This is a genomic window from Pseudovibrio exalbescens DSM 16456 (genome assembly GCF_000422785.1).
Taxonomy (GTDB): Bacteria; Pseudomonadota; Alphaproteobacteria; order Rhizobiales; family Stappiaceae; genus Pseudovibrio; species Pseudovibrio exalbescens.
The window spans coordinates 101,492-127,489 of record NZ_AUGS01000002.1 but is presented as its reverse complement, the minus strand read 5'-3'; the positions used below and the strand labels follow the sequence as shown (position 1 = coordinate 127,489).

Sequence of the window (25,998 nt, the reverse complement as noted above, 5' to 3'; positions counted from 1 at the left end):
CAGTTATTCACGATTTATATCGTATATCACAAGAAAAATTAATGATGCACTGCGTAACTTATTACAAAGAACTACACCAATAGTTTGCATAGTTCTTAGGTTTCTACTCAGTAAATCAATGGGTTCGAGACGGTTTTGTATCTTTATGACACAAGCTCGGCTATCACGGAGTTAAGGACCCCAACCCCCTTGGGTGTTGCACGCAATCTGCTGTTTCCGATCCATTCAACCAGTTCAGCATCCATCAATCCCTGCAGCCGCTGCGCGTCAAAGGCGCGATTAGCTAGGACTTCATAGCGGGGAACGTCGATACCCTCACGCAAGCGAAGGCCCATGAGAAGCAGCTCATCGCTTTGCTCTTCTGCAGACAGATCTTCCGTCTCAATGATACCCGATCCAGTTTCCCGAACCCGCTGCATCCACGTTTCGGGGTGCTTTTCCGTGGCAGTGCCCAAGCGTTGGCCATTTGCAAGGGTCAATCGCCCGTGGGCGCCGGGGCCAACACCGATGTAGTCACCATAGCGCCAGTATACCAGATTGTGCTGACATTCCGCGCCGGGCACGGCATGGTTGGAAACCTCATAGGCGGGCAAGCCGCGGGCTGCTGTTATGCGCTGCGTCAGGTCAAACATGTCGGCGGCATAGTCGGCATCAAGCATTTCCAGCTTGCCTGCGGCATACAGCCGATGAAACATGGTGCCTTCTTCAATGGTGAGCTGATACATGGACAGATGATCTGCAGCCAAATCAATGGCCTGATTGAGCTCGCGCTCCCATCCCTCCAGCGTCTGTCCCGGTCGGGCATAAATCAGATCAAATGAGATCCGGTCAAACGTGGTCCGCGCGGTCTCGACTGCCTTGATTGCTTCGGCAACGCTGTGCTGGCGCCCCAGTATCTTCAGATGTGCATCATTCAGGGCCTGAATGCCCACCGACAGTCGGTTGACACCTGCAGCGCGGTATCCGGCAAAGCGGGTGGCTTCCACGCTGGTCGGGTTCGCCTCCATGGAGATTTCGGTGGCCTCTTGAATGGGCCAGTGGCGATCAATGCCGTCCAGAATGCGTTCTACAGTCCGTGGCTCCATGAGAGACGGCGTGCCGCCGCCGAAAAAGATGGATTGGACCGGACGGGACGGCACATAGCGCGCATTGTGATCCAGCTCCCGGCACATCGCCTCCACATAGTCGGCTTGATCTACCGGTTGGTGGCGCACATGGGAGTTAAAATCACAATACGGGCACTTTGCCAGACAAAAGGGCCAATGAACGTAGATACCAAAACCGCCCGCAGGCTCTTCCATCATCGTGGTGAGGGCTCCAACCCTTTACAGGCACTCGGATTTAAACAAATCGAACGCTTTTGCCCGGTGGGACAAGGCCGTTCCATCTGCAAGGCGCTGCTTGCTGGCCTGATCCATTTCGCCAAATGTGCGGTCAAATCCTTCTGGCAGGAACATGGGATCATATCCAAAGCCTTCAAGGCCACGCGGTGGCCAAACGGCATCCCCGTGCACTTCACCGCGATAGAACTGCGTGTGACCATCCGGCCAGGCCACGCACAACACGGCCACAAAGTAACAGCCGCGGTCCGTTGCGCCCAGCGCCTGCAGCTTGTCTTCCACCTTCTGCATGGCAACCGAAAAGTCTTTGCCCGGTCCGGCCCAGCGGGCGGAATAAACGCCAGGGTCACCCATCAGCGCGTTGACGCAAAACCCGCTGTCATCGGCCAATGCCGGAAGCCCCGAGGCTTTTGCTGCAGCCAACGCCTTGATTTCGGCGTTGGCTTCAAACGTTTCGCCGTCTTCCACCGGCTCCGGGAGGCCCAGATCTCCGGCAGAGACCACGTCAAAGCCGAAGGGCTCCAACAATTCGTTGATTTCTTTCAGCTTTCCCTTGTTGTGGCTGGCCACCACAAGACGACCCGGCTCAAGACGGCGTTCAGTCATTCATAGATCCCTTGCTTACAGGATAGAGAGTTTTTGCAGCTCAACCAGCTTGGCAATGCTGTTCTTCGCCAAGCCCATGAGTTGGCCGAATTCGTCTTCGGAAAACGGTTTACCTTCTGCCGTTCCCTGAATCTCAACAATGCCACCCTGACCGGTCATCACGAAATTGGCATCGGTTTCTGCGGCCGAGTCCTCCAGATAGTCCAGATCAGCCACCGGCGTGCCTTCGTATATACCGCAGGAGATAGCGGCAATATGGTCAACAAGCACATTGTCTTTCACCATATCGCGCGCCTTCATCCACTGAAGGCAATCATGCAGGGCGACCCAGGCTCCGGTGATCGAGGCCGTACGAGTTCCGCCATCCGCCTGAATGACATCGCAGTCAACGGAGATCTGGCGTTCGCCCAGCGCTTTCAGATCCACAACAGCGCGCAAGGAGCGACCAATCAGGCGCTGGATTTCCTGCGTCCGGCCCGACTGCTTACCCGCAGATGCTTCCCGGCGCATGCGGTCATGAGTGGCGCGCGGCAACATGCCGTATTCTGCCGTGACCCAGCCCTGATTCTGGCCGCGCAGCCATGGCGGCACCCGTTCTTCCAGGCTCGCCGTGCACAGCACGTGCGTATCGCCAAATTTTACAAGACATGATCCTTCAGCATGTTTGGATACACCCCGTTCAAGGGTCACCGGGCGCATTTCTTCCGGCGCGCGTTTGGATGGACGGTTCAAGGCCAACTCCATTGGTTTGTCAGGGCAGGAGGCACAACTGCCTGTAGCTCGCGCCGGTTTTAACGTCACATGAGCTCAAGCGCAAAGGCCGCGATCAATTTTATGACATGAAATCCGAAAATTGCTTTCCGCACCCCCGGTTCAGAGGATATAGAACTCTTGAACCTGCTCGATTATATTGGGGACAGGGCACACATGATCTTGGAGTGAGCAAACACGTGACCAGCGGACCTTCTTCCGTTCCACTGACCGAGCTTGACGAAAGATCCCGCGAAATATTCCGGCGCATTGTCGAGAACTATCTCGGCACTGGCGAACCCTCGGGGTCCCGCGCATTGTCGCGCGGGTTGAGCAAGCCACTGTCTCCGGCATCCGTGCGCAACGTCATGTCTGATCTGGAACACATGGGGCTTTTGTATTCGCCTCACACCAGTGCCGGGCGGTTGCCAACGGAAACCGGCCTGAGACTGTTCGTTGACGGACTGCTGGAAGTGGGGGATCTGAGCCGCGAGGAGCGCGAGCAAATCGACATTCAGGTCAAGGCCTCCGGGTCGGAAAAAACCTCCGCCCAGCTCTTGACTGAAGCAAGTCAGATGCTGTCCGGCTTGAGCCGGGGAGCTGGTGTTGTGCTGGCCCACAAGCAGGATGCGCCACTACGCCATGTGGAGTTTGTGCAGATTGAGCCGCTCAAGGCGCTGGTGGTGCTGGTCAGTGAGGACGGCTCGGTCGAGAACCGCATTGTCGATCTGCCGCCCGGCTTGCCGCAATCCGCGCTTGTCGAAGCCTCCAACTATCTGAACTCTGTCATTCGAAACCGCACCATCTCGGAGGTACAGGCAGAGCTTGAACGCCAAAAGGCGGAAAACAAAGCGGAACTGGACCGATTGACGGAAAAGGTCGTCGCCTCCGGTCTGGCTGTGTGGGGTGGCGGTTCCGGCGACAGCGACACGCTCATCGTGCGGGGCCGCTCCAACCTGCTTCAGGATCTTGAGGCGGCTGAAGACCTTGAGCGGATCCGGCTGCTGTTCGATGATCTTGAAAACAAGAGCGAGTTGATCCGCTTGTTGGGCTTGGCCGAGCAGGGAGAAGGAGTTCGCATCTTCATCGGCTCGGAAACCCAGTTGTTCTCGCTTTCTGGGTCTTCACTGATCGTCTCACCCTATCGCGACAGCGACCAACGCATCGTCGGGGTTTTGGGCGTGATTGGCCCTACCCGGCTGAACTACGCCCGTGTGATCCCGATGGTAGATTACACAGCGCGGCTGGTGAGCCGGCTGTTGCCCTGACCCATTTCCCAAAAAGAGAGGCTTTATTGTGCTGTCTGCTGCAGAACTGGAACGTTATGCTCGCCACATCGTGCTGAAAGAAATCGGCGGTGCCGGACAACAAAAACTAAAAGACGCCAAGGTTCTGGTCATCGGGGCCGGGGGCCTTGGCTCGCCCGTATTGCAGTATCTGGCTGCAGCAGGCATCGGTCAGCTCGGTATTATCGATGATGATGTTGTCAGCCTGTCCAATTTGCAGCGGCAGGTACTTCACGATACGGACCAACTGGGCGAACCGAAAGTGGCAAGTGCCGCCGAGGCGATTGCCCGGCTCAATCCCAATGTATCGGTCAAGCCGCATCCCACACGCCTCAACGGTCAGAATGTGATGGCGCTCGTTAGCAACTATGATTTGGTGATTGATTGTTGCGACAACTTCGAGACGCGTTATCTCGCGAGCGATGCCTGCTTTTTTGCGCAAAAGCCGCTGATCACAGCCGCCATTGGCCGGTTCGACGGATCACTCACTCTTTTGAAACCCTACCTCACCAACGAGGTCGGCACACCGTATCCGACCTATCGCTGTGTTTTTCCCAACAAGCCGGCGGCGGGCAGTGTGCCCACCTGCGAGGAAGCAGGCGTTGTGGGCGCCTTGGCCGGTGTTCTCGGCTCCCTTCAGGCCATGGAAGCAATCAAGGAAATCGCCGGTTTCGGCGAAACACTACTGGGCAGGCTGCTGCTGGTTGATACCGCCACCATGCGCTTTGAAAGCATCCGCTACAGCCGCGACCCGTCCAATCCGTTGAACGGCGATGCCCCCAAGAGCTGGCCGGAAATACTGGAACTGGACAGCTAGGTTACTGGAGCCTCAACCCAAACAGGAAGACGGCGGCTCAAGGCCGCCGCCCTTTGGAATCGTCGTTAAAATGTCTTGGCGACAGAAAGCTTGAAGCTCCGGCCCTTGCCTTGGGTGCCGCTAAGGTGTGGCGTGTACTCCTTGTCGAACAGGTTTGTCACACTAGCACGCACTTCTGCCCCAGCAAACATCCCGTCTTCCGGCAACCAGCTCAACCGCGCGCTGTGCAACGCGTAACCGGGAGTTTCACTGTCAGCACTGTTTACACGGTCCTGCCGTGCATACAGGTCGGACCGCCAGGAAACGTCCAGATTGTATTCGGTAAACCGGTAGCCCAGCGTGAAGAACGCATTGTCCGCCGCAACGCTTTCCAAATACGTATCCTCGGACTGGTTGTCGCCCCGCGTTATGGCTGCACCGAGCGTGCCATACCAGGTTGGAGATGCATAGCCAGCTTCGACTTCAACACCCTTGATCTGCACATCGTCAATTGCTGTGGTAACAGCGCCACCCGGCACCTGGAAGGTGGTGTACAGGTAGTTCTCAATATCATTGTGGAAGCCGGTTACCTTGAACCGTACGCTATCGCTATCCTGTAGAACATCGTCGAACTTGAACCCGATGCCGGCCTCGTAGTTGTTGGACTTTTCCTTGCCAAGATCCGTAAAGCCGTTTCCGGTGAAGGCCTCATCAATAACCGGCAAGCGCTCCGTATGGGACACCGACCCAAACACATTCATCCAGTGCGTGAGTTCATAAATGGCAGCCAACTTCGGCGAAAAGGCTGTATCACTGACGTCATCCTGTAGGGCAACACCACTGCCGGGGGACAGGCGGGAATGGTCAACACGCATGCCGGGAATGAGTGTGAAGCGGTCGTTCACAATGATCTCGGCCTGACCATAGGCGCCTAACAAACGTGACTCTCCTTCCGGATGTGAGGAGGCGCCGTGTGTTGTGGAGCCATCCGGCATTAAGCGCGGGTTCAAACGTTCGCGATGATGCCCTTCCACTCCCATTGTCAGATAGGCCAGAATGGTATCAGAGATTTCAATTTCAGAGGTGTTTTCCAGCTTTCCCTGCCATGTTTTGTAAACATATTCGGCTTCCAAGCCGAAAGCAGGGTCTCCGTTCCACGGATTGCGATAGGTGATATCATCCAGATCGCGTTTTGTTTCGCTATAGGAAACCTGAGCTGTCAGGTCGAGCCAGTCATTGGACGCAAAGGCGTTTTCATAGGTGAGACGACCTTGTTGTTCACTTGTAACGTGATCCGCATAGCCAAACATGGGCTCATGGGTAATCTGATCATACAGTCCGTTACCAGACTTGTTGATGTTGAAATAACTTGCTGTAAGGGACTGGTCGCGATCTTCACCGAAGGTGTATTTCAGCTTGGCGAGGCCGGAAAGGTCCGTAAACCGCGAGTTGCCCAGTTCCGTGCCATTTCCAGCGTCGTAATCGCCATAACGGCCATAATTGAAGTTGGCCAGAAACTCCAGATTTTCCAGCGGGCGCATTGCAGCAATCAAGGAGTTCTTGGAGCCATTGCCGTTTGAATCCCATGTGGTTTTAGCACGAACGGCAATCGCATCATCGCCTTCAAGAAAGTCGCTTGCGTCCTTGGTGCGAGCACTGACCGTGCCAGCCAAAGCACCAGAACCATACAGAGTGGAGGACGCTGGACCGCGCAACACTTCAACCTCCTTGAGCATTTCCGGCTCAAAGAAGAAAGAACCGGCACGATAGGCTTCAAAGAACGATTTCACCCCGTCCACTTGCACGATCATGCGGTTTTCATCGGAAGACAGGATTCCGCCGATCCCCCGGATGTTCAGGGATTCTCCGAGCGGGTTGTCTGCATTGATGACAGAGACGCCCGGGATATCATTCAGGATCTCGCCTAGTGTCGTTGCCTGGCGGCGGTCAATCTCCTCCTGACCGACTACCGTCACTGCCTGTGGCGTATCGATGGCAACTTTTTCTTCGCCTGCGGTCACAACAATCTCATCAAGGACCGTGATGGCTTCTTGTGAATGCGACTGCCCCGCCGACAAGGCGAGCGAAAGGGTTGTGCCAGCCAGCAAGGCGGCACGGGAAACGGTTCCATTAAACATGGCTGCCCCGACTTGGTTATATGGCTTTGGAGTGAGCTGGCTGGGAAAATTTCTGGCTAGCGCCCGAGGCCTTACCTCGGAATTTGTCACTACCTAATATAAACATGAGTTATTTAGTCAAGTATTTTTTAGGGGTAATTTGGCGCAGGAGCCCACCTGTAGCGGCGATGTCCCTGATCGCGCAGGAAAATGTGGGATTACCCGGCAATTGTACCGTCCGCCCAAGCACGGACAAAGCGAGTCGCAGGTACAGCTTGCCGCCGTCCTCACTCGCAATGGGAGGGCAAGGCAAGGGAGGGGACGGATCGCAGGTGTGGGATGAATCAGGGGTTGTGTGTCACGTTGGCAGGGTGCCATTTGCCTCAAGCACTTCACCTGCCAGATACAGCGAGCCGCAAAACAGGACGCGTCCCGGAATCATGGTATCGGCCAAATGGCCCTTCAACTCTTTCAAGGCTTCATCAAACGATGCGCACGGCGTGGCTGCCAAACCGGCTTGACGCGCAAACTGTGCCAACTCGGCCGGGCTACGCCCCATGGTGGTTGTGGCCAACGGCACTGTCAGTACATGCCGCGCCAAACCCGCAAACTGGGAAAAATACCCCACCGGGTCTTTGGTGGTCATCATACCCGCTACAAGATAAAGCGGCCGGGAGTTCTGCTCTTCTAGATCGGCCATGAACCGGGCCACCACTTCTCCGGCGCCGGGATTGTGCCCACCGTCCACCCACACATCGGTGAGCAGTGGCAGTTCATCAATCAGTCCGCCATCGGTCAGGGATTGCATCCGCGCTGGCCAGTTGGCGGTGCGCAGCGCCTTTTCTACGGCGGGAGTGACACTTTGCGGTTCGCACAAGAACCCACCGGCACGAACGGCGGCAACCGCCAGCCCGGCATTGTCGATCTGATGGTCACCCGGCAGTTTGGGCGGGTAAAGCTCCACCAACCCCCCTTCATCTTGATAGACTAATCTGCCGCGCTCTTCGAAGGCGGTGAAATCCTGAGCGATAACCTGAAGCGGCGCTTTTGCCCGCGCAGCGTGATACTCGATCACCCGCATGGCGGCGTCCTGCTGACGTCCGCATACCACCGGACGTCCAGGCTTGATGATCCCGGCCTTTTCCCTTGCGATCCCCGCCAGATCGTTTCCAAGAAAGTTCTCGTGATCCAACGACACCGGCGTGATCACGCTTACCAACGGGCTGGAAATCACATTGGTGGCATCCAGAATGCCGCCGAGCCCCACCTCCAGAATGACGACATCCGCAGGTTCGCGGGCAAACAGCCAGAGCGCTGCGGCTGTGGTTGCTTCAAAAAAGGTGATAGGCTGACCATCGGTCGCTGTCTCCACTGCCTCCAGCGCTTCCAGCAGTTTGCGATCGCTGACCAGCGCTCCGGTTTCACCCAGGCGGATGCGTTCGTTGAAGCGCACCAAATGGGGAGAGGTATAAACATGCACACGCTGGCCCTGTGCTTCCAGCAAGGCGCGAATGAATGCCCCTGTCGATCCCTTGCCGTTGGTGCCTGCGATGTGAAAGACCGGCGGCAGCTTTTGGTGAGGATTATCAAGACGGGCGAGCACGCGCTCGATCCGCTCAAGGGACAAGTCAATTTCGCTGGGATGCAAGGTCATCAAGCGCTTCAATGCATCCTGAACAAGAGCCGCATGTTTGCTCATGGCAAGCCATCTCTGTTTCATGAAAAAAGTCCGGCATGAAACCGGACTTTTCATAGCTTGTTTCGGGTCCGGAACCTTACGCGTTGGAGGTTTCCGTCTCCTCGTTGACAGCCTCGGCCGGTTCGGTCTTGGCTGGTTCAGGCGCTTCCAGTTTCGGCAAGGATGGGTCGCGCTTCATCAAAATCCCGCAGAGGTTGGAAATCGTGTCGCGCAACGCATGGCGATGGACCACCATATCCACCATCCCGTGATCCAGCAGGTATTCAGAGCGCTGGAAACCTTCCGGCAGTTTTTCGCGGATGGTCTGCTCTATCACCCGCTGGCCGGCAAACCCGATCAGCGCGCCCGGTTCGGCAAGATGAATATCCCCCAGCATGGCGTAGGAAGCTGTTACCCCGCCTGTGGTCGGATTGGTCAGCACCACGATGTAAGGCAGATTGGCCTCGCGCAGCATCTGTACGGCCAGCGTGGTGCGTGGCATTTGCATCAGCGACAGAATGCCTTCCTGCATGCGCGCACCGCCGGAGGCGGCAAACATCACGAAAGGTGTGCGATCTTCAACGGCAGTTTCCATGCCCTTGATGATTGCTTCACCAGCCGCCATGCCCAAAGACCCTGCCATAAAGGCGAAATCCTGCACGGCCACCGTCAGTTCATCCCCATGGACCTTGCCCTTGGCCACCAGAACGGAATCATCCAGTTCGGTTTTGGCCTTGGCGTCCTTCAGGCGATCAACATAACGTTTTTGGTCGCGAAATTTCAGCGGGTCCTGATAGACTTCAGGGGTGGCCACCTTGGTGTAGGCACCCTCGTCAAAGAAGTATTCAAGACGCTTCTTCGCGGTAATGCGCATATGAAAGTTGGAGTTCGGCACAACCCACTGGTTGGCTTCCAGGTCACGATGGAAAACCATTTCCCCGGTTTCCGGGCATTTGATCCATAGGTTTTCCGGCACATCGCGCTTTTCCCAAAAGCTGCGGATCTTTGGCCGAACGACGTTATTAATCCAGTTCACGGGCAACCCCGCCAGTTGTTGATGTTGTTGGTCGATCGAGCGGGCACAGAACCTGCACCCAATTGAATTTGTTAGCCCCGAGCGCTTTCCACACCTTCTCGCAGAGCGCGCACGGTCCCGGTAACAGCCTCTTTTGTCTCCTTTGTGGCCCGGCCGGCCTCGTCAAGGCTGGCGCGAATGGCTTCCACAAGAACGGAGCCAACCACTACGCCATCCGCGTTGCGGCCGATGTCACGCGCCTGCTCAGCGGTTTTTACGCCAAAGCCGACAGCAACGGGAAGGTCAGTGTGCTGTTTGATCCGGGCAACGGAGCTTGCGACAGCAGTTGTGTCTGCACTGGCGCTGCCCGTAACACCTGTCACCGAGACGTAATAAACGAAACCGGAGGTATTGGCTAGCACCGCAGGCAAACGTTTTTCATCGGTGGTGGGGGTGGCAAGACGAATGAAATTGAGCCCGCCTTCAAGGGCCGGAATGCACAGTTCCTCATCTTCCTCGGCCGGCACATCAACCACGATCAGTCCGTCAACGCCTGCTTCCTTGGCCTCAGCCACAAATGCGTGCGATCCACGAACGTAGATAGGGTTGTAGTAGCCCATGAGGATGATTGGGGTCGTCTGGTCCTTTTCACGGAACTTGCGCACCATGTCCAGCGTCCTGTCCATGGTCTGACCAGCCTTCAACGCCCGTTGTGTTGCCAACTGAATGGGAACGCCTTCAGCCATGGGGTCGGAAAACGGCATGCCAAGTTCAATGACGTCGCTTCCCGCGGCGGGAAGCGCTTCAAGAATTTCCTGGGAAGTGTCCAGATCCGGATCACCGGCGGTGATAAAGGTGACTAGGGCAGGTCGCCCCTCGGCTTTCAGCTCAGCAAACCGCCGATCAATACGCGTCTTCGTCATATACCCCGACCAACTTGGTGTTTGGAGAGACTGCTCCAAGAATTAACTGGTAATGGATGTAGGGGGCAGACCTAGGTTCTGTCAACAAACTCCTCCCGATCAGTGGTTGTTTTGGTCGATTTTTGCTTGTGCCGGTTAATGCTGGTGCCGATGGGCCTGTGAGGGTCATGCATTCACCGTGGGTTTCATTGCTGCCCGCGGAGGCGCGATGCCCCGTTGCGTGTGTTTACACCTTCGAAGTACTTATTGATTACGCTGCGGAAGATAATAATCCTGGATCAACAGGAGACCGCTGTGTTCCTGAACTACTTCGCCTTGTTTCTGATCATATTCGTGATCCTTGTGGTGGTGTATGGCATCGTGTTCATCCACGACATCCCTTACAAGATTGCCGAAAAACGCGAGCACCCGCACAAGGACGCCATCTATGCGGCGGGCTGGGTGTCGCTGTTCACGCTCCATGCCATCTGGCCATTCTTGTGGATCTGGGCAACCATGTATCAGAAGGATCGAGGATACGGCTTCGGCGCTCTCAAGCAAAAGGAGGAGGCGCTGGAACAGCAGGTCAAAGGGCTCACCGATGAACTGGCCAGCTTGCGCCAACAGGTTGCAACCTTGACCAAAACGGACGGAGGAGCCAACTGATGGATATCCTTCTGATCCTCACCTATGTGGCAATCTGTACGGTCATATTCAAAGTCTTCCGCATTCCGGTCAATGAATGGTCTTTGACAACGGCGGGGCTGGGCGGCGTTTTTCTGATTGCCGGGCTGCTCCTTTTGATGAACTACAGCCACCCGGCAACAACCATCGCCTCAACGTTTTATCGCACCACACCGATCATCTCCTACCTGCGGGCGCCGATCATAGACGTGCCCGTAAAACCCAATGTCCCCATCAAGAAAGGGGAGCCATTGCTGGTTCTGGACGATACTCAGGCCAAAAACCGGGTGGATGAGCTGGAAGCACGGCGAGCATTGGTGGTGGCAGACTATGACGCGCAAACAGAATCTTTGCGGGAAGCGCAAGCGAACGTGGAGGCCGCGCAAGCCGCTCTCGCTCTGGCACAAACCCGGCGTGATGACGCGGCAACGCTGGTGGAGCGCGACGTTGCCTCGGTGGCATCACTGGAATTTCGCGAGCGCGAACTCGAAACAGCCCGAGCGCAATTGGAGAGCGCCGAGGCCGCGCTGCGCGGCGTGGAACTGACCGTGGGCGCTCGTGCGGCCTCCGGTGAGTTTGCCCAGATTGCCGAAATCGACGCACAGCTTCAGCAGGCCAGATGGGAGCTGGAACAGGCCGTCATCAGGGCGCCGGCAGATGGCTATGTCACCAGTCTTGCCGTAAGACCCGGCTTCATGGCGCGCCGTATCGCCCCCAGCATGGTGTTCGTTGAAGAACAGCCCAATCAGGTGGTTGCCAGCTTTCTTCAGGTCCACATGCAACGCCTCCAGGTGGGCGACGAAGTAGAAGTGGCGTTTCTCGGTATTCCGGGCCGGATCTTCTCCGGCAAGATATCCGCAGTCATCGAATACATACCCGATGGTCAGGTGGCACCCAGCGGCGAAATCATCGCCCCGGAAGATCGAGGCGGGCCGGGACGCATGAATGTCATCATTGATCTGGACGAGGATATCAGCGAGTTCACCCTACCCGGCGGATCCTACGGTCAGGTTGCAGTCTATACGGACTTTTTCCATCATGTGGCGATCATCCGAAAGGTATTGCTGCGCATGCAGTCCTGGCTGCACTACCTGTCGTTTGACCACTAACAAAAAACCCCGGCCAACACCCAGCCGGGGTTTTTGATCTTTTTGATGCAACGCTCGGCCTTACGCGCCCCAGCGTGCCTCGACAAAGCCAAGGATGCGGCGCATGTCGTGCAAAACCGGCTCGGCAATTGCCGCCGCGCGCTCGGCGCCATCCTTCAAGACAGCGTCAATGGTGCCCGGATCCTGCGTCAGCCGCTTCATTTCCTCATTCATGGGCGCAAGCTTGGTAACCGCCAACTCGGACAGCGCAGGCTTGAATGCCGAGAATTGCTGGCCGCCATACTCGTTGAGCACGTCCTGTTTGGTCATGTCGGCCAATGCAGCATAAATGCCAACAAGATTGTCCGCTTCCGGCCGCTCTTCCAGCCCCTTCACCTCACCTGGAAGTGGCTCGGGATCGGTCTTGGCCTTCTTGATCTTCTTGGCAATCGCATCGGCATCATCCGTCAGATTGATGCGTGACAGATCAGAGGGATCGGACTTGGACATTTTCTTGGTGCCGTCACGCAAGCTCATGATGCGGGTCGCCGAACCGGCAATCATCGGCTCGGTCAACGGCAAGTACAACTCATCTGGCAATTCCGGGTTCGGCTCCGGATTCGGAATGCCCAGCCCCAGTTCCTTGATACGCTCGGCATAATCGTTGTTGAACTTCTGCGCGATATCCCGGGTCAGCTCAAGGTGCTGCTTCTGGTCTTCACCAACGGGCACGTGGGTTGCGCGGTAAGCCAGAATGTCCGCCGCCATCAGGTTTGGATAGGCAAACAGGCCGACGCTCGCGTTTTCCTGATTCTTGCCTGCCTTGTCCTTGAACTGCGTCATCCGCTTGAGCCAGCCCATGCGCGCAATGCAATTGAAGATCCACGCCAGTTCCGCGTGCTCTTTCACCTGACTCTGGTTGAAGATGATGGATTTCTTCGGATCAATGCCGGCGGCCAGATAGGCAGCAGTCACCTCACGGATCGTGCGCGTCAGGACTTCCGGCTCTTGCCAGACGGTGATGGCATGCAGGTCGACCACGCAATAAATCGTGGGCATTTGATCCTGCAACGGAACAAAACGGCTAATGGCACCAAGATAGTTGCCAAGGTGGAGGTTTCCGGTGGGTTGAACACCGGAAAAAACGCGTGGCTCAAACGCCTTCATTTCAATAATTCCCTGATACTACGGCCTGTTGGAAGGGCCTGATGGGCTGCAACATGCGCCGCAACTGTTAGCCCTTCGGCCCGTCTGTTGCAAGATGCGCCGGACCAAACTTAGGTCTTGGGCGCAGTTTTCCGGCTGCGCAGACGTTTGGCATAGGCCACGAAGTTCACCGCGCCCGTCAGTTGGACAAAAACCGCAAAGGAAACCATGCCCGCCAGAACCAGAATGGCCAGATGCCCGGCCCGGACGAGGAACCGTTCCGCGTGAGCACCGGGTACGAATATGGCCAGCCCCAGCACCACAGCGCCCATCAAAACACTGGCTATGAACAGCAGCGGCAAGCGCTTCAGCGCGGCCGTATCCAGCTCAAAGTGACCGCGTTTATACAGCAACAGAGCCAACAGCCCGGTATTCACCCAACCTGCAACAGAGGTTGCCACGGCAATGCCCACATGGGCCAGAAACGGAAAAAGACCGATTGCCAGCACCACATTGATGACCATGGCAACACCGGCAAAGTACATCGGTGTCTTGGTATCTTCCCGGGAAAAGTAACCCGGCGAAAGAACCTTGTTCAAAACGAAGGCCGGCAGGCCAATGCTGAAGGCCATCAGCGCCCATGCTGTCTGGTTGATGGCCTCTTGACCGAACTCCCCCCGACCAAACAGGACATCAATAATTTCTCTGGGGATCAGAAACAGCGCAACTGCGGCAGGCAATGTGAGGGCCAGCGCAAACTCAAGCGAGCGGTTCTGCAGATGCAGCGCCTCCTCCTGATGGCCTGAGCGCAAGGATCGGGTCAAGTTGGGCAACAACACCACGCCAATGGCAATGCCCACCACCCCTAGGGGCAATTGGTAGACGCGGTCAGCGTAATAGAGAAACGAGTTCGCGCCATCCTGCATGGAGGCGATGATGGTTCCAACCGTAATATTGATCTGCGTGATGCCGCCGGCCAGAACGCCCGGCAGGCCCAATGACAAAAGTCGCTTGACCCCCGGCGTCCATCGCGGCCGAAAAAGCGGAATGGAAAAGCCTAGCCGCTTCAGATCAACCGCCACGAATGCAAGTTGCACGACACCCGCCACAGCGACACCAGTTACCAGAATGACACCGGTTGTGGGCGTGGGTTCAAGACCTGACAAGCCGATGCCAGCGAGCACAAGCCCCATCACCACATTCAACATGACGGGGGCCATGGCTGCGGCGGCGAAACGCTGAAAGCTGTTGAGGATGCCACTGACAAAGGCCAACAAAGACATGAACAGCAGGTAGGGAAAGGCGATACGCGCCATCAAAACGGTAAGATCGAACTTGGCGGGATCAGAAAAATAACCGGGCGCGAGAACATAGACCAACACGGGCATGGCGATTTCTGCAAGCACAAGAACGATGACCAGGGTCCAGAACAGGGCCGCAGCAATTTCGCCGGCAAATTGTCTGGCTCCACGCTCCCCATCCTCCTCCAAAGAGCGGGCAAACAGGGGAATGAACGCGGAGTTGAACGCGCCTTCGGCAAACAGCCGGCGGAACAGGTTCGGCAGACGAAAGGCCACAACGAAAGCATCGGCGACAGGACCGGCGCCCACAAAGGCCGCCAGCATCACATCACGCACAAACCCGAGGACGCGGCTCAGCAGCGTCGCGCCGCCCACCGTCGCAAAATTCTTAAACAGCATCTATTCCCACTAACTTGCCATCGGCGCGCGGCGCCGGCGTGGACGAACCGGTTTTGGCACTGGTTCTGCAGCCCCATCGAACGCCTCTGTTATCCGCGCCTTTATGGCATCCTGACGACCGACATTGCTGATTTTTTGTCCAGTCAGGTCGGTCACGTAGAACACATCCACCGCTTTCTCGCCGAATGTCACCACATGGGCCGAAGCAATGTTCAGGTTCAATTCCGACAGCGCCCGGGTCAAATTGAACAGCAGGCCAGGGCGGTCGAGCCCGATCGCCTCCACGACGGTGAAGTGCTCCGACCAGGAGTTGCTCACATTCACCGATGTCTTGATGTCGAAAGCCTTGTTTTTCTGCAAGGCGTTTCGTTGCTTGTTGCTGGGTTCGGGAATGGGCTCGGTACCGCGAAGGGCGCTCTTGATGATACTTGAGATGCGTTGGCCGCGGCGCAGTTCATCGGCATCTTCGGGCAGTTCCCGGCGCACGAAAATCGTGTCCAGAGCCAACCCATCCTTGGTGGTATCAATCTGCGCATCGACAATGTTTGCACCGGCGGCATAACAGGCCTGCGCAATCACCGAGAGCAAGCGCGGATGATCCGGCGCCAATACAGTGATCTCGGTGATCCCCTCAAAAGCATGGGGCTCGACGCTTGTTGCCAGATGCTCGGCTTCCTTGTCCGTTGTCCGGATCAGATTGGCATGGCGAATTTTCCGGTCCAGATCCACCCGCAACCAGTAGGCCGGATAGTGCCGATCAAGATAAGCCGCCTTTTCGTCCTCGGGCCAATCGGGAAGCGCTTCTAAAAGCTCTTGCTTGGCATAGTCCAACCTCTGACGGTGGCTGAGCTGACCATGACCACCACTCATGATTGTTTCGGCTTCATAATAGAGCGTGCGAAGCAACTGCCCTTTCCAGCCGTTAAAGACGCCGGGACCGACTGCGCGGATATCGGCAACGGTCAGGATCAAGAGCAGCTTCAACCGTTCAAGGCTTTGCACCACATTGCAGAAATCCTTGATGGTTTGCGGATCATTGAGGTCACGCGACTGTGCGACAACGCTCATTTCCAGGTGATGCTGGATCAACCATGCCACCGTATCCGTTTCGGCCGGATTCAGGCCCAGCCGGGGGCACAACTTGCGGGCAATGCGCGCGCCCGCCGTGGAATGATCCTCGGGGCGTCCCTTGGCAATATCATGAAGCAGCATGGCCACATACAAGACGGTTCGGTTCGGGACCGTCTTGATCAAGTTGGTCGCCAACGGATGGTCATTGCTGCCTTCACCCCGTTCGATCTGCGAGAGGACACCGATTGAATGGATCAAGTGCTCATCTACTGTGTAGTGGTGATACATGTTGAACTGCATCATCGCCACCACCTTGCCGAATTCCGGCAAGAACCGTCCCAACACGCCCGCTTCGTTCATGGACCGCAAGACGATTTCAGGATCGCTTCGGGATGTCAGGACCTTGAGAAACAGGCGATTGGCCTGATCGTTTTCCCTCAAAGAAGCGTTGATCAACTTCAATGAGCGCCGGATCAGCTTCAACAGTTCCGGGTGCATATCCAGATTGTTGCGATCGATCAGATAGAAAACCCGGATCAGATTGACCGGATCCTTTTTGAAAATGTCTGTTGACGCGTGGATCAGTCGGCCGTTTTCAATCAGGAAGTCACGAGTTCCCTTGATCGAGGTTTTGCGCGGTTTGCGACCGGGCACCATTGCATTCAAGAACCTCGAGATAACCGGGGCCGTCTTGACGTGTTGCTCCTCCAAGGCGGCAGCAAAGATACGCGTCAGGTCCCCCACATCCTTGGCCACCAGAAAGTAGTGCTTCATGAAGCGTTCCACATCGCGCATGCCGGGATGATCCTTGTAACCCAGCCGTTCGGCAATTTCGCGTTGCACATTGAAGGAGAGCCGATCATCAGCCCGACCGGTGAGGAAATGCAGATGACAGCGGACAGCCCAGAGAAAATCTTGGTTCTTTCGGAACCGGTTCAATTGAGCACGCGAGAATACACCCACCTTGACCAGTTCGGCGCTGCTGTTGACGCGGTAGAAGTATTTGCCGATCCAGAACAGGGTATTCAGATCGCGCAGCCCGCCCTTGCTCTCCTTGACGTTCGGTTCCACCAGATAGCGGGAGGAGCCTTGCCGCTCGTGGCGTTCATCGCGTTCGGCCAACTTGGCCTCGATGAACTCCTTGCCCGTCTGGGCCACGATGTCTTTGTCGAACTTCCGCAGGAGATCATCATATAGCGGCTTGTCCCCCCAGATGTGGCGGGCTTCCAGCAGCGCTGTCCGGATGGTCATATCGGCCTTGGCCTGACGAATACAGTCATTCAGGCTGCGCGTTGCGTGTCCAACCTTCAGCCCCATGTCCCAGAGCATGTAGAGCATGTACTCCACCATCTGGTCGCCCCAAGGGGTTTGCTTGTAGGGCCACAAGAACAGGAGATCCACATCCGACTGGGGCGCGAGAGTGCCCCGCCCATAACCGCCAACAGCAATCACGGCCAGTCGCTCGGCCTTGCTGCGGCTGGATGTGGGGTACACATGGCGTGAGGCAAATTCGTAAATCAGGATGATGATCTGGTCCTGCACCATGCTCAGGCGCTCGGCACAGCGGCGCCCACGCCCGTCATCAAACAACATCTGCTCGATCTCTTGGCGAGCAGATTGATACAGCTCTTTCAACCGCGCCAGAACAGCGCTGCGCACTTTCGGGTTTCCTGCGTTGCCACCGTGCTCTTTAACCAAAGCTGAAAATTCATCAAGAATGGTGTCTACCGGCACCAGGTGGGCAATTCCAAGGGCAGATGGGGTCATGTCGAACGTCCAGAGAGCAGCCAACGCAAAAAATACGGGTTTAACGCAAACCGATGCACGAATGTTTCAATCGGTTTGGGCGTTCAGCCTATACGTTATCGCGCGCAGATACCACACGGAGTTGATGCAACAAGTGGTCCAGTGACTCCTGAGAAAGGCCGCCAATCTTGGCGGCCAGCAGGTTCGCCAGTTCCGTGGCTTGAGGACTTAATCCCCCGGTGTCGATTGTTATGCGCGGATCGGAACTTTCCGCCAACCGCTGCAATTCCTCGGCCTCGTCCCAGATGACGTTGAAATAGGTGATGATGCGCTGGACCATGTACCAGGTCGGCGTTCCGCGCCGTCCATGCTCCAAAGCCGACAAGTAGGCCGGCGACACGGAGAGCGCCTCAGCCATCTCTTTCAGCGTGACGTTTCTTTTGCGGCGCAGTTCACGCACCTTGGCCCCAAATGGTGTCATGAGTAATCCCCGCCGAACCCTTTGCGACGTCTTATCCTGACATACAGCGCCCCTTCGCCCCCGTGACTGGGGTGGGCTTGCTCAAATCCAACAACATAATTGCGAAAGTCGGGTAAAGAGAGCCATTGTGGCACCACGCGCCGCAGAACACCGCGCATATCGCCATAGGGCGAGGCGTCAGGTGCCGTGCCTTTTCCGGTAATAACCAAAACCAAAGCATAGCCACTGACCTGGCTGTGGTGCAGAAATCCCCGCAACCGATCATGAGCCTGATGCTGTGTCATGCCATGCAGGTCAATGCGTGCATCAATGGTCTTGCCGCGCCCCCGGACCAGTCGCCGCCTGTCGCGTTTCGCCAATGGTGACAAGGGGGGCAGGGCTGGCTTTTGAGTCGCCTTGGGAAGGCTCACAGTATTAAGCTGCTGTTTTTTCTTTTCTTTGGCCGATATTGGCGGCGCAGGTTTTAGCGGCTCCGGTTCCACGGCCGCCTCATTCAACGCTTCATCGAAGCGTTGTTTGGCCGGGTGCAAAGGGGTCAGCGTTGCCGTTACCTTTTTCCAAAGGGCACGGTCCTCATCACTCAGGCCTTTGCGGCGTTTTCTTGTTGGTTTGTCTGCGCTCATAGGCCATATGCATCAGGTTATAGGTCAAGGTCTTGGGCGCAGAACAACAAAGTCTGCTGAATGGCGTATACGCCCGGCTTGTTCGCCCGCTTTATACCCGCTGCCGAAAAAAATATCCCCGCGCGCAGGTCCCCGAATGGCTGATCCGGTGTCGTGAGCAACCATCAAACGGTTGAAGGGTTTAACGGCTCCCTGCCCATCAGGCAAGCGTGCACCTATGAAAACTGGCAGTCCGTAGCTGTAAAGCCGGTGATCCAGTGCAAGACTGCGACCTGCAATCAAAGGGACTCCTGCCGCACCGACGGGGCCTTCCGTTCCTTGTTTATCCTCTTCTATTGAAAAGAATATGTAGGACCGATTCAGGCGCATTACATCCTCGGCGGCATCCGGATGCGCATACAGCCAATCCTTGATTGCCTGCATTGACATCTGATCGCGCGGAATCTCACCGCGCGCGATCAAAACGCGGCCGACGGGCGTATAAGGATGGCCGGACTTGGCAGCGTAACGCAACCGATAGCGCTTTCCTTCAGGGGTTTCAACACGGGCAGACCCTTGAATTGCAACGAAAAATCCGTCTATCGGATTGTCGAGCCAGAGCACTTCAAGGCCCCGATCTGCCAAGGCACCATCCATGATGGCTGAGCGATCAGGCAGGGGATTCAAGCCCTGGGGTTTTTGATAGAGCGGATAGCGGAAGGATTTCGTGCGGGTCAGAGACGCCTTCAGCACCGGTTCGAAATAGCCGGTAACAAATCCCTCACCCGCAGCGCGCATGGCCAAGAAATTATTCTCAAAAAACCGGCGCGCCTCATCGCGCGACGCTTGCCCAAGCAGGCGAGCACGCTCACAAAGAGTTTCAAGGCGACGCTGTTCATCGCTCCTGTTTTGACCACCGGAACCGCGACAACTCTGCCTGAACGCGTAAAGGGCCGCAGAATGATCATCTGCAGCCCAACCGGGAATACTTTTAAATTCAATGGGTTCCATGGTGTGCTCATTGGCTTGGCCGACAGGGGCGATGCCCACCAAGAGGGTGAGGGCCGCTACAGCTCCAACCACCCGTCCACGCACACAACGTTGCCACGGCAACGTCAGCTGTTTTCCACTCATTCGCCGGATTCGGTGGCAACCAGCTTCCAGTTCGGATCCGGTGTTCCGGTAACGCGGCTGAAGGTCCAGATATCGGTTACCTCGGTCACGTTGGTCGGATCACCTTCCACGATATGCCCCTCAGGTCCGCGCGTTGCGGTAATGAGCTGGCTTTTGATTTTCAAGGTAATCTGAGCAACCTTGTCCTTCAGTTCAGCATCAACGATGTTTGACTTCTGAATACCAATAAAGGTGAAGTCCACCCGTTCTTTACGGCCTTCACGGGCCTCAATCGCAGCAATAAAGCCTTCATAAACATCGTCAGACAGCAACATCTGCAAGGTTTTACGATCACCTTGAGCAAAAGCCGTGACGATCATCTCGTAGGCTGCGGTGGCACCTTGCAAGAACTCTTTTGGATTGAAGCCCGGCTCTGCATCAAGAATGGCACGCAGATTGGTATTGAGTTTGGTGTCGGGCTTTGCCATTTCCTCAATGGCTTCCTCGGCGGCCTCGTGGGCCTGGCTGGCATTCACACCCGGCTGGTGCTGATTGCTGCCCGGCAGCTGGATCACGTTATCCCCGCTCTGAGACTGCGGTGCCTGGGAGGCATCCTTACCCGGTTGCGCCGAATATGGATCGTATGGGGGGTTTTCATTGCCGGTTCTTTTACCCAGAACCGAACGAAGCCGAAGAAAAATGACCACTGCTACGACAAGAATGATGATGTTGGTGACGTCGAAAATTTCGCTCATGTCGCGTTACCGACCAATCCCTTTGTAGTGAATGTTGTCGCATCTCGTCAGCGCCCCTCGGCTCAGCGCGATACGCCTCACATCGCCCGTTTTATACCTATTGATCCCAATTTAAGCGTTATGGGCTCAACATCCAATGGTTTAGCACCATATCAAACACGAATTTTGTTGCCGATGCCCCTTTAGACGGGTGGACCGCCGATCTTCGTTCGGCATTCCAAGCATTACATACTCGCAATTTCGGCTAGTAGCTCATATATATAGAGTGTTTGATAAAACAATGCGAGCGCTATGCCTGTCGGACTCATTATTTTAGCCGCCTTTATCCTGGTCCCCACAATAGAGATTTTTCTCTTTGTCGAAGTGGGAAGTGAAATAGGCGCGATCCCAACCATTCTACTCACCATTCTGACTGCCGTAACTGGCACAGCGCTTTTGCGCCATCAAGGGGTGAGCCTCTTGATGCGGATGCGCTCGGAAATGGATGCCGGACGTGTACCGGGTGACGAACTTGTGCACGGCGCATTTATCGTACTGGCCGGGATTTGCCTGCTGATTCCGGGCTTCTTCACGGATGCGATCGGCCTCTTGCTGTTCATTCCTGCAGTGCGCACCTATCTGGGCCGCGCCATGGCAGCGCGCGTACAGGTTCATCCGGATGTCCACATGCACCGGCGCTATCGGACCGATGAGGGGGTCGTTGATCTGGACGTGGAAGAATGGTCGTCGAGAGAACCGCGTAATCCCGATGCACCTGAAGATGGCCCACAGCGGTCCATCGGAAGTGATCGAGAAACGCCTTGGCGCGGCGATAACAAGTCCTGATTGCGTCTTCCTTGTTTACCCTAATTCAAGTTGACGACCCCGCCCTCGACAAAAAGGCTGGAGCCCTCGTACGAACCCTTATAAGGAGGGGATAAGAATTACGGGGCATCCGGCATCGGGGTAAGACAGCATGGCCATTCATACAGCGAACAATCGTGTCGATTGGGTCGATTACGCGAAGGGCTTTTGCATTGTGCTTGTTGTCATGATGCACTCCACATTGGGTGTGGAGGCCGTAACCGGACAGTCCGGCTGGATGGGGGCTTTTGTCGAGTTTGCCCGTCCGTTTCGAATGCCCGATTTCTTCATGATATCCGGCCTGTTTCTCGCTCGTGTCATTGACCGTCCATGGCGCGTTTACCTCGACCGAAAATTGGTGCATTTCGCCTATTTTTATGTGCTCTGGGTCACTATTCAATTCGTTATAAAAGCGCCCTCCTTTGCTGCGGAGATCGGGTGGAACGGCGTGCTTGAAGCGTATCTTCTGGCGTTTGTTCAACCGTTCGGAACGCTTTGGTTCATCTACGTGCTGCCATTGTTCATGGTACTCACAAAACTGCTTCACGAGATGCGAATTCCTTGGTGGATTACACTGCTTGGCGCTGCAGTGCTTCACTCCATACCCGTAGACACCGGGTCGGTCATCCTTGATGAATCATGTTCGCGGTTCGTGTTTTTCTTTTGCGGATACGTTTTTGCAACACAAATCTTCTCGATAGCGGCTTGGGTGCAAGAGCACATTGCGCTTTCGTTGGTCGGCTTGGCCGTTTGGGCAGCAGTGAATGGCGCGTTTGTCTTTGGCGGCCTGGCAACATTGCCAGGCATTTCTCTGGCGCTTGGGTTTCTGGGCGCGCTTGCAGTGATCACCAGCGCGACATTGCTTGCATGCAGCCGCTTTTTTGACTTCCTTCGCGTATGCGGAAAAAATTCAATTGTGATCTACCTGTCTTTTTTCTTCCCCATGGCCGTGACGCGGGTGGTACTTCTCAAACTCGGCCTCATACAGGACAGCGATCTGATCGCTGTTGCGGTTACACTGGCCGCCGTCGGATCGCCGCTGATCCTGTACTGGCTCATTGATCGATACAATTTCGGTCGTTTCCTGTTTGAGCGGCCTCGCTGGGCCTACATTGCCCCGCCAAAACCAGCTTCCATACCTGCGGAATAACAGCGGATAGCGACGAGACCTGCTGACAAAACCAAGCCCAGAACGGGTGCAGAAAGCTAAAGAGCAGGCCGATCCGATGGTGCCAAGTCACCGCTCGTACCAAACCTGCGAATAGCCGGAGATTGGCCGCTTTTTTCCTTTCTTTCGGCAACCGGCGGGGGCATGATCGCGCCCATGCCAAATCAGTCTACCGCTCCTGCACTCACGCCAAACGACCATCTTATCCTTGTAGATGGATCGACTTTCATCTTCCGCGCCTATCATGCGCTGCCGCCGCTGACGCGCAAACCCGATGGGCTGCCTGTTGGCGCCGTTTCGGGCTTTTGCAACATGCTCTGGAAAATGATCCAGCAAGGCCCCACAAAAGAGCCCGGCGATGAAGCGACCCATTTTGCCGTAATTTTCGACAAGTCCGGCGACACATTCCGAAACGAAATCTACCCAGATTACAAGGGGCACCGGCCCGATGCGCCGGAAGATCTGATCCCTCAGTTTGGATTGATACGTGAAGCGACGCGCGCTTTTGGTGTGCCGGCGCTGGAGCAGCAGGGGTATGAAGCAGACGATCTGATTGCGACATACGCACGGCAGGCCGCTGCATGTGGCGCGCGAGTGACTATTGTCTCGGGCGACAAAGATCTGATGCAGCTGGTCAATGAGCGGATCGGCATGGTGGACACAATGAAAAACAAGCTCATTGGTCCCGAAGAGGTCTTTGAGAAGTTTGGGGTAACACCCGACAAGGTCGTCGAAGTGCAATCGCTGGCGGGCGACAGCGTGGATAACGTGCCTGGCGTTCCCGGTATCGGTTTGAAGACGGCCGCGCTACTGATCAACGAGTTCGGCACTCTGGAAACGCTTCTTGAACAAGCCGACACCATTAAACAAAAGAAACGCAGAGAAAACCTGATCGAATTTGCGGATCAGGCCCGCATATCCAAGCAGCTGGTACAGCTGAAAGAAGACGTTCCCGTTGAGGTGCCATTGGAAGATCTGTCCATTGTTGATGTGGATGGACCTTCAGCGCTCGGCTTTTTGAAAGCCATGGGCTTTACCACGCTGACGCGGAAGGTTGCCGAAATAACAGCGACGGACGCGGAAGCCATTGAGCCCGCGGATGTTCCCATTGTCGGTTGGGAACCGGCAACACCTTCTGAGGATATCCCTGCTGATAAATTGGGAGCAACTGGTGGAAATGACGGTAATACTGCGTGGACACCAAGCGCTCTGGTTGAAGCCAAAAAGGCAGAAATAACATCGATTTCCATCGATAGTTCCGCCTATGAAATGATATCGGATGCCACCTCACTGAAAGCGTGGATTGAGGAGATTCATGAGATTGGCCACGTGGCCGTGGATACGGAAACCAGCGCACTCAACGCCATGCAAGCGGATCTTGTCGGGGTTTCGCTGGCAACGCGCCCAGGCAAGGCCTGCTATATCCCTCTGGCCCATGTGGAGGGGGAGGGAGACCTTCTCGGCGGTGGGGATCTGGTGCCCGGCCAGCTTCAGATGGCGGAAGCGCTTGAGATCCTGAAGCCGATGCTGGAGGATCCGGCGATTTTGAAAATCGCCCAAAACATGAAATACGACTGGCTCGTGTTAAGTCGTTACGGAATCGAAATGACGCCGTTCGACGATACCATGCTGCTGTCCTACGTTCTTGATGCCGGCGTTGGCGGCAATGGAATGGATGAGCTTGCCGAGCGCTGGCTGGACCACACGCCGATTCCCTTCAAGGAGGTTTGCGGCTCGGGACGCAACATGATTACCTTCGACAAGGTGCCACTCGACAAGGCGACGGCCTATGCTGCCGAAGACGCCGATGTAACACTTCGCCTCTGGCACATTCTCAAACCGCGGCTGGCGGCAGAAGGCCTGGCTCACGTTTACGAGCGGCTTGAGCGTCCAATGGTGGACACTCTGGCTCGAATGGAACGCCGGGGCGTTTCTGTGGACAGGCAAATGCTATCCCGCCTGTCCGGTGACTTTGCCCAGAGCGCTGCAGCGGTTGAAAGTGAAATCTTCGAGCTGGCTGGCGAAAACTTCAATATTGGAAGCCCGAAGCAGCTTGGTGAAATCTTGTTTGGCAAAATGGGCCTGCCGGGCGGCAAGAAAACCAAAACCGGCGCGTGGTCAACCTCCGCATCGGTTCTGGAAGATCTTGCAGCCCAAGGCCATGAGTTGCCGACAAAGATCGTGGAATGGCGGCAACTTTCAAAGTTGAAGTCAACCTATACGGACGCTCTTCCGAACTACATCAACCCCCAGACCAACCGGGTTCACACATCGTTTTCGTTGGCAGCCACGACAACAGGGCGCTTGTCTTCCTCCGAGCCCAATATCCAGAATATCCCGATCCGTACTGAGGCCGGCCGCAAGATCCGCAAAGCCTTTGTTGCCGACAAGGGCAAGAAACTGATTTCTGCAGACTACAGTCAGATCGAGTTGCGGGTTCTGGCTCACATGGCCGACATTCCGCAGCTGAAAAAGGCATTTGCCGAGGATCTGGACATCCATGCGATGACAGCCTCCGAAATGTTTGGCGTACCCATTGAAGGCATGGACCCAACGGTTCGCCGGCAGGCCAAGGCAATCAATTTTGGCATTATCTACGGCATTTCCGCCTTTGGACTGGCAAACCAGCTTGGTATTTCTCGTGGTGAAGCCGGAGATTATATCAAAACCTATTTCAAGCGCTTCCCCGGTATTCAGGAATACATGGAAGAAACCAAGAAGTTCGTTCACGCCAATGGCTACGTGGAAACCATTTTTGGACGCCGCGCCCACTATCCGGATGTAAACACCAAGAACCCCAATATGCGTCAGTTCTATGAGCGCGCTGCGATCAACGCTCCCATTCAGGGCTCAGCCGCAGATATTATTCGCCGGGCAATGGTGCGTATGGATGCCGTCTTGCAGCAATCCCACCTGGATGCACAGATGCTTCTTCAAGTGCATGACGAACTCATCTTTGAATTGCCAGAAGACCAAGTGGATGAGACCAAGAAGATCGTTATCAGCACCATGGAGCAGGCCACGGAGCCGGCGTTGACCTTGTCCGTTCCATTGAAGGTGGAAGCTAAGGCGGCAAATAACTGGGATGAGGCACACTAACGCCACTGTGCT

Annotated in this window: 21 protein-coding genes; 7 read left to right on the top strand and 14 right to left on the bottom strand. The window is 55.9% G+C overall.

Features of this window, described 5'->3' with window-relative positions; translation table 11 throughout:
• Positions 1–143: 143 nt before the first annotated feature.
• Genes hemW through rph form a run of 3 tightly spaced genes read right to left on the bottom strand, consistent with a single transcriptional unit; the run spans position 144 to position 2,690 of the window.
• Entirely contained in the window at positions 144–1,304 is a 1,161-nt protein-coding gene (gene hemW / locus G512_RS0103105; protein WP_028480438.1) for a radical SAM family heme chaperone HemW, read from the bottom strand.
• Between the two features lie 21 nt (positions 1,305–1,325).
• Complete coding sequence (gene rdgB / locus G512_RS0103100; protein ID WP_028480437.1) at positions 1,326–1,946, bottom strand: RdgB/HAM1 family non-canonical purine NTP pyrophosphatase; 621 nt, start codon at positions 1,944–1,946, stop codon at positions 1,326–1,328.
• Positions 1,947–1,961: 15 nt separating this feature from the next.
• On the bottom strand, positions 1,962–2,690 hold the full coding sequence (rph, locus tag G512_RS0103095) for a ribonuclease PH (protein ID WP_036488350.1): 729 nt from the start codon (positions 2,688–2,690) through the stop codon (positions 1,962–1,964).
• Positions 2,691–2,896: 206 nt separating this feature from the next.
• Between rph and hrcA the strand changes: the two genes are divergently transcribed.
• Together hrcA and G512_RS0103085 are read left to right on the top strand one after the other, a co-directional pair.
• Positions 2,897–3,964, top strand: coding sequence for a heat-inducible transcriptional repressor HrcA (hrcA, locus tag G512_RS0103090; protein ID WP_028480435.1), 1,068 nt, complete (start codon positions 2,897–2,899; stop codon positions 3,962–3,964).
• 28 nt (positions 3,965–3,992) lie between these two features.
• Entirely contained in the window at positions 3,993–4,799 is an 807-nt protein-coding gene (locus G512_RS0103085; RefSeq protein WP_028480434.1) for a HesA/MoeB/ThiF family protein, read from the top strand.
• A gap of 65 nt (positions 4,800–4,864) precedes the next feature.
• Here the strand turns inward: G512_RS0103085 and G512_RS0103080 are convergent, their stop codons facing one another.
• The 4 genes from G512_RS0103080 to trpA all read right to left on the bottom strand — a co-directional run bounded on the left by G512_RS0103080 (position 4,865) and on the right by trpA (position 10,511).
• Entirely contained in the window at positions 4,865–6,916 is a 2,052-nt protein-coding gene (locus G512_RS0103080; RefSeq protein ID WP_028480433.1) for a TonB-dependent receptor domain-containing protein, read from the bottom strand.
• Positions 6,917–7,253: 337 nt separating this feature from the next.
• A complete protein-coding gene (locus tag G512_RS0103075) occupies positions 7,254–8,615 on the bottom strand; it encodes a bifunctional folylpolyglutamate synthase/dihydrofolate synthase (protein WP_228130468.1) in 1,362 nt (453 codons plus the stop codon).
• 55 nt (positions 8,616–8,670) lie between these two features.
• Positions 8,671–9,609, bottom strand: a complete 939-nt coding sequence (gene accD / locus G512_RS0103070) for an acetyl-CoA carboxylase, carboxyltransferase subunit beta (RefSeq protein WP_028480431.1) — start codon at positions 9,607–9,609, stop codon at positions 8,671–8,673.
• A gap of 71 nt (positions 9,610–9,680) precedes the next feature.
• The gene (gene trpA, locus G512_RS0103065; protein WP_028480430.1) at positions 9,681–10,511 is read right to left on the bottom strand and encodes a tryptophan synthase subunit alpha; all 831 of its coding nucleotides are present in this window, start codon (positions 10,509–10,511) and stop codon (positions 9,681–9,683) included.
• Positions 10,512–10,805: 294 nt separating this feature from the next.
• Between trpA and G512_RS23075 the strand changes: the two genes are divergently transcribed.
• Positions 10,806–11,156: a DUF3302 domain-containing protein gene (locus G512_RS23075; protein ID WP_028480429.1), complete on the top strand. Its 351-nt coding sequence runs from the start codon at positions 10,806–10,808 to the stop codon at positions 11,154–11,156.
• Positions 11,156–12,283, top strand: a complete 1,128-nt coding sequence (locus G512_RS0103055) for an HlyD family secretion protein (RefSeq protein ID WP_028480428.1) — start codon at positions 11,156–11,158, stop codon at positions 12,281–12,283. Before G512_RS23075 ends, G512_RS0103055 begins: the two co-directional genes overlap by 1 nt.
• 60 nt (positions 12,284–12,343) lie before the next feature.
• Here G512_RS0103055 and trpS read toward each other — a convergent pair whose 3' ends face one another.
• The 7 genes from trpS to G512_RS0103020 form a co-directional block, all read right to left on the bottom strand.
• Positions 12,344–13,429 (bottom strand): tryptophan--tRNA ligase, encoded by a 1,086-nt coding sequence (gene trpS, locus G512_RS0103050; RefSeq protein WP_028480427.1) that lies wholly within the window; start codon positions 13,427–13,429, stop codon positions 12,344–12,346.
• 110 nt (positions 13,430–13,539) lie between these two features.
• Positions 13,540–15,108 (bottom strand): murein biosynthesis integral membrane protein MurJ, encoded by a 1,569-nt coding sequence (murJ, locus tag G512_RS0103045; RefSeq protein ID WP_028480426.1) that lies wholly within the window; start codon positions 15,106–15,108, stop codon positions 13,540–13,542.
• A 9-nt stretch (positions 15,109–15,117) separates the two neighbouring features.
• Positions 15,118–17,946: a [protein-PII] uridylyltransferase gene (locus tag G512_RS0103040; RefSeq protein ID WP_028480425.1), complete on the bottom strand. Its 2,829-nt coding sequence runs from the start codon at positions 17,944–17,946 to the stop codon at positions 15,118–15,120.
• A gap of 88 nt (positions 17,947–18,034) precedes the next feature.
• Positions 18,035–18,406 carry a helix-turn-helix domain-containing protein gene (locus G512_RS0103035; RefSeq protein WP_028480424.1) on the bottom strand — a complete coding sequence of 124 codons (372 nt, stop codon included), beginning with the start codon at positions 18,404–18,406 and terminating at the stop codon, positions 18,035–18,037.
• Positions 18,403–19,029 (bottom strand): Smr/MutS family protein, encoded by a 627-nt coding sequence (locus G512_RS0103030; RefSeq protein WP_028480423.1) that lies wholly within the window; start codon positions 19,027–19,029, stop codon positions 18,403–18,405. Before G512_RS0103030 ends, G512_RS0103035 begins: the two co-directional genes overlap by 4 nt.
• A 24-nt stretch (positions 19,030–19,053) precedes the next feature.
• Entirely contained in the window at positions 19,054–20,142 is a 1,089-nt protein-coding gene (mltA, locus tag G512_RS0103025; protein WP_051268830.1) for a murein transglycosylase A, read from the bottom strand.
• Positions 20,139–20,876 carry a Tim44/TimA family putative adaptor protein gene (locus G512_RS0103020; protein WP_028480421.1) on the bottom strand — a complete coding sequence of 246 codons (738 nt, stop codon included), beginning with the start codon at positions 20,874–20,876 and terminating at the stop codon, positions 20,139–20,141. Before G512_RS0103020 ends, mltA begins: the two co-directional genes overlap by 4 nt.
• A gap of 291 nt (positions 20,877–21,167) precedes the next feature.
• On the opposite strand from G512_RS0103020, the gene G512_RS0103015 reads away from it, so the two are divergent.
• From G512_RS0103015 to polA, 3 genes are all read left to right on the top strand, one after another.
• Entirely contained in the window at positions 21,168–21,701 is a 534-nt protein-coding gene (locus G512_RS0103015) for an FxsA family protein (protein WP_028480420.1), read from the top strand.
• 130 nt (positions 21,702–21,831) lie between these two features.
• A complete protein-coding gene (locus tag G512_RS0103010; RefSeq protein ID WP_028480419.1) occupies positions 21,832–22,869 on the top strand; it encodes an acyltransferase family protein in 1,038 nt (345 codons plus the stop codon).
• A gap of 162 nt (positions 22,870–23,031) precedes the next feature.
• Complete coding sequence (gene polA / locus G512_RS0103005; protein WP_028480418.1) at positions 23,032–25,986, top strand: DNA polymerase I; 2,955 nt, start codon at positions 23,032–23,034, stop codon at positions 25,984–25,986.
• Positions 25,987–25,998 lie beyond the last annotated feature (12 nt).

Coding starts and splice junctions, on each gene's coding strand:
- G512_RS0103015 (WP_028480420.1), top strand. CDS start 21,168: ATGCCTGTCGGACTCATTATTTTAGCCGCCTTTATCCTGGTCCCCACA.
- trpS (WP_028480427.1), bottom strand. CDS start 13,429: ATGAAGGCGTTTGAGCCACGCGTTTTTTCCGGTGTTCAACCCACCGGA.
- mltA (WP_051268830.1), bottom strand. CDS start 20,142: ATGAGTGGAAAACAGCTGACGTTGCCGTGGCAACGTTGTGTGCGTGGA.
- G512_RS0103030 (WP_028480423.1), bottom strand. CDS start 19,029: ATGAGCGCAGACAAACCAACAAGAAAACGCCGCAAAGGCCTGAGTGAT.
- G512_RS0103035 (WP_028480424.1), bottom strand. CDS start 18,406: ATGACACCATTTGGGGCCAAGGTGCGTGAACTGCGCCGCAAAAGAAAC.
- G512_RS0103040 (WP_028480425.1), bottom strand. CDS start 17,946: ATGACCCCATCTGCCCTTGGAATTGCCCACCTGGTGCCGGTAGACACC.
- G512_RS0103055 (WP_028480428.1), top strand. CDS start 11,156: ATGGATATCCTTCTGATCCTCACCTATGTGGCAATCTGTACGGTCATA.
- polA (WP_028480418.1), top strand. CDS start 23,032: ATGATCGCGCCCATGCCAAATCAGTCTACCGCTCCTGCACTCACGCCA.
- G512_RS0103075 (WP_228130468.1), bottom strand. CDS start 8,615: ATGAAACAGAGATGGCTTGCCATGAGCAAACATGCGGCTCTTGTTCAG.
- G512_RS0103080 (WP_028480433.1), bottom strand. CDS start 6,916: ATGTTTAATGGAACCGTTTCCCGTGCCGCCTTGCTGGCTGGCACAACC.
- G512_RS0103020 (WP_028480421.1), bottom strand. CDS start 20,876: ATGAGCGAAATTTTCGACGTCACCAACATCATCATTCTTGTCGTAGCA.
- murJ (WP_028480426.1), bottom strand. CDS start 15,108: ATGCTGTTTAAGAATTTTGCGACGGTGGGCGGCGCGACGCTGCTGAGC.
- rph (WP_036488350.1), bottom strand. CDS start 2,690: ATGGAGTTGGCCTTGAACCGTCCATCCAAACGCGCGCCGGAAGAAATG.
- trpA (WP_028480430.1), bottom strand. CDS start 10,511: ATGACGAAGACGCGTATTGATCGGCGGTTTGCTGAGCTGAAAGCCGAG.
- rdgB (WP_028480437.1), bottom strand. CDS start 1,946: ATGACTGAACGCCGTCTTGAGCCGGGTCGTCTTGTGGTGGCCAGCCAC.
- hemW (WP_028480438.1), bottom strand. CDS start 1,304: ATGATGGAAGAGCCTGCGGGCGGTTTTGGTATCTACGTTCATTGGCCC.
- G512_RS0103010 (WP_028480419.1), top strand. CDS start 21,832: ATGGCCATTCATACAGCGAACAATCGTGTCGATTGGGTCGATTACGCG.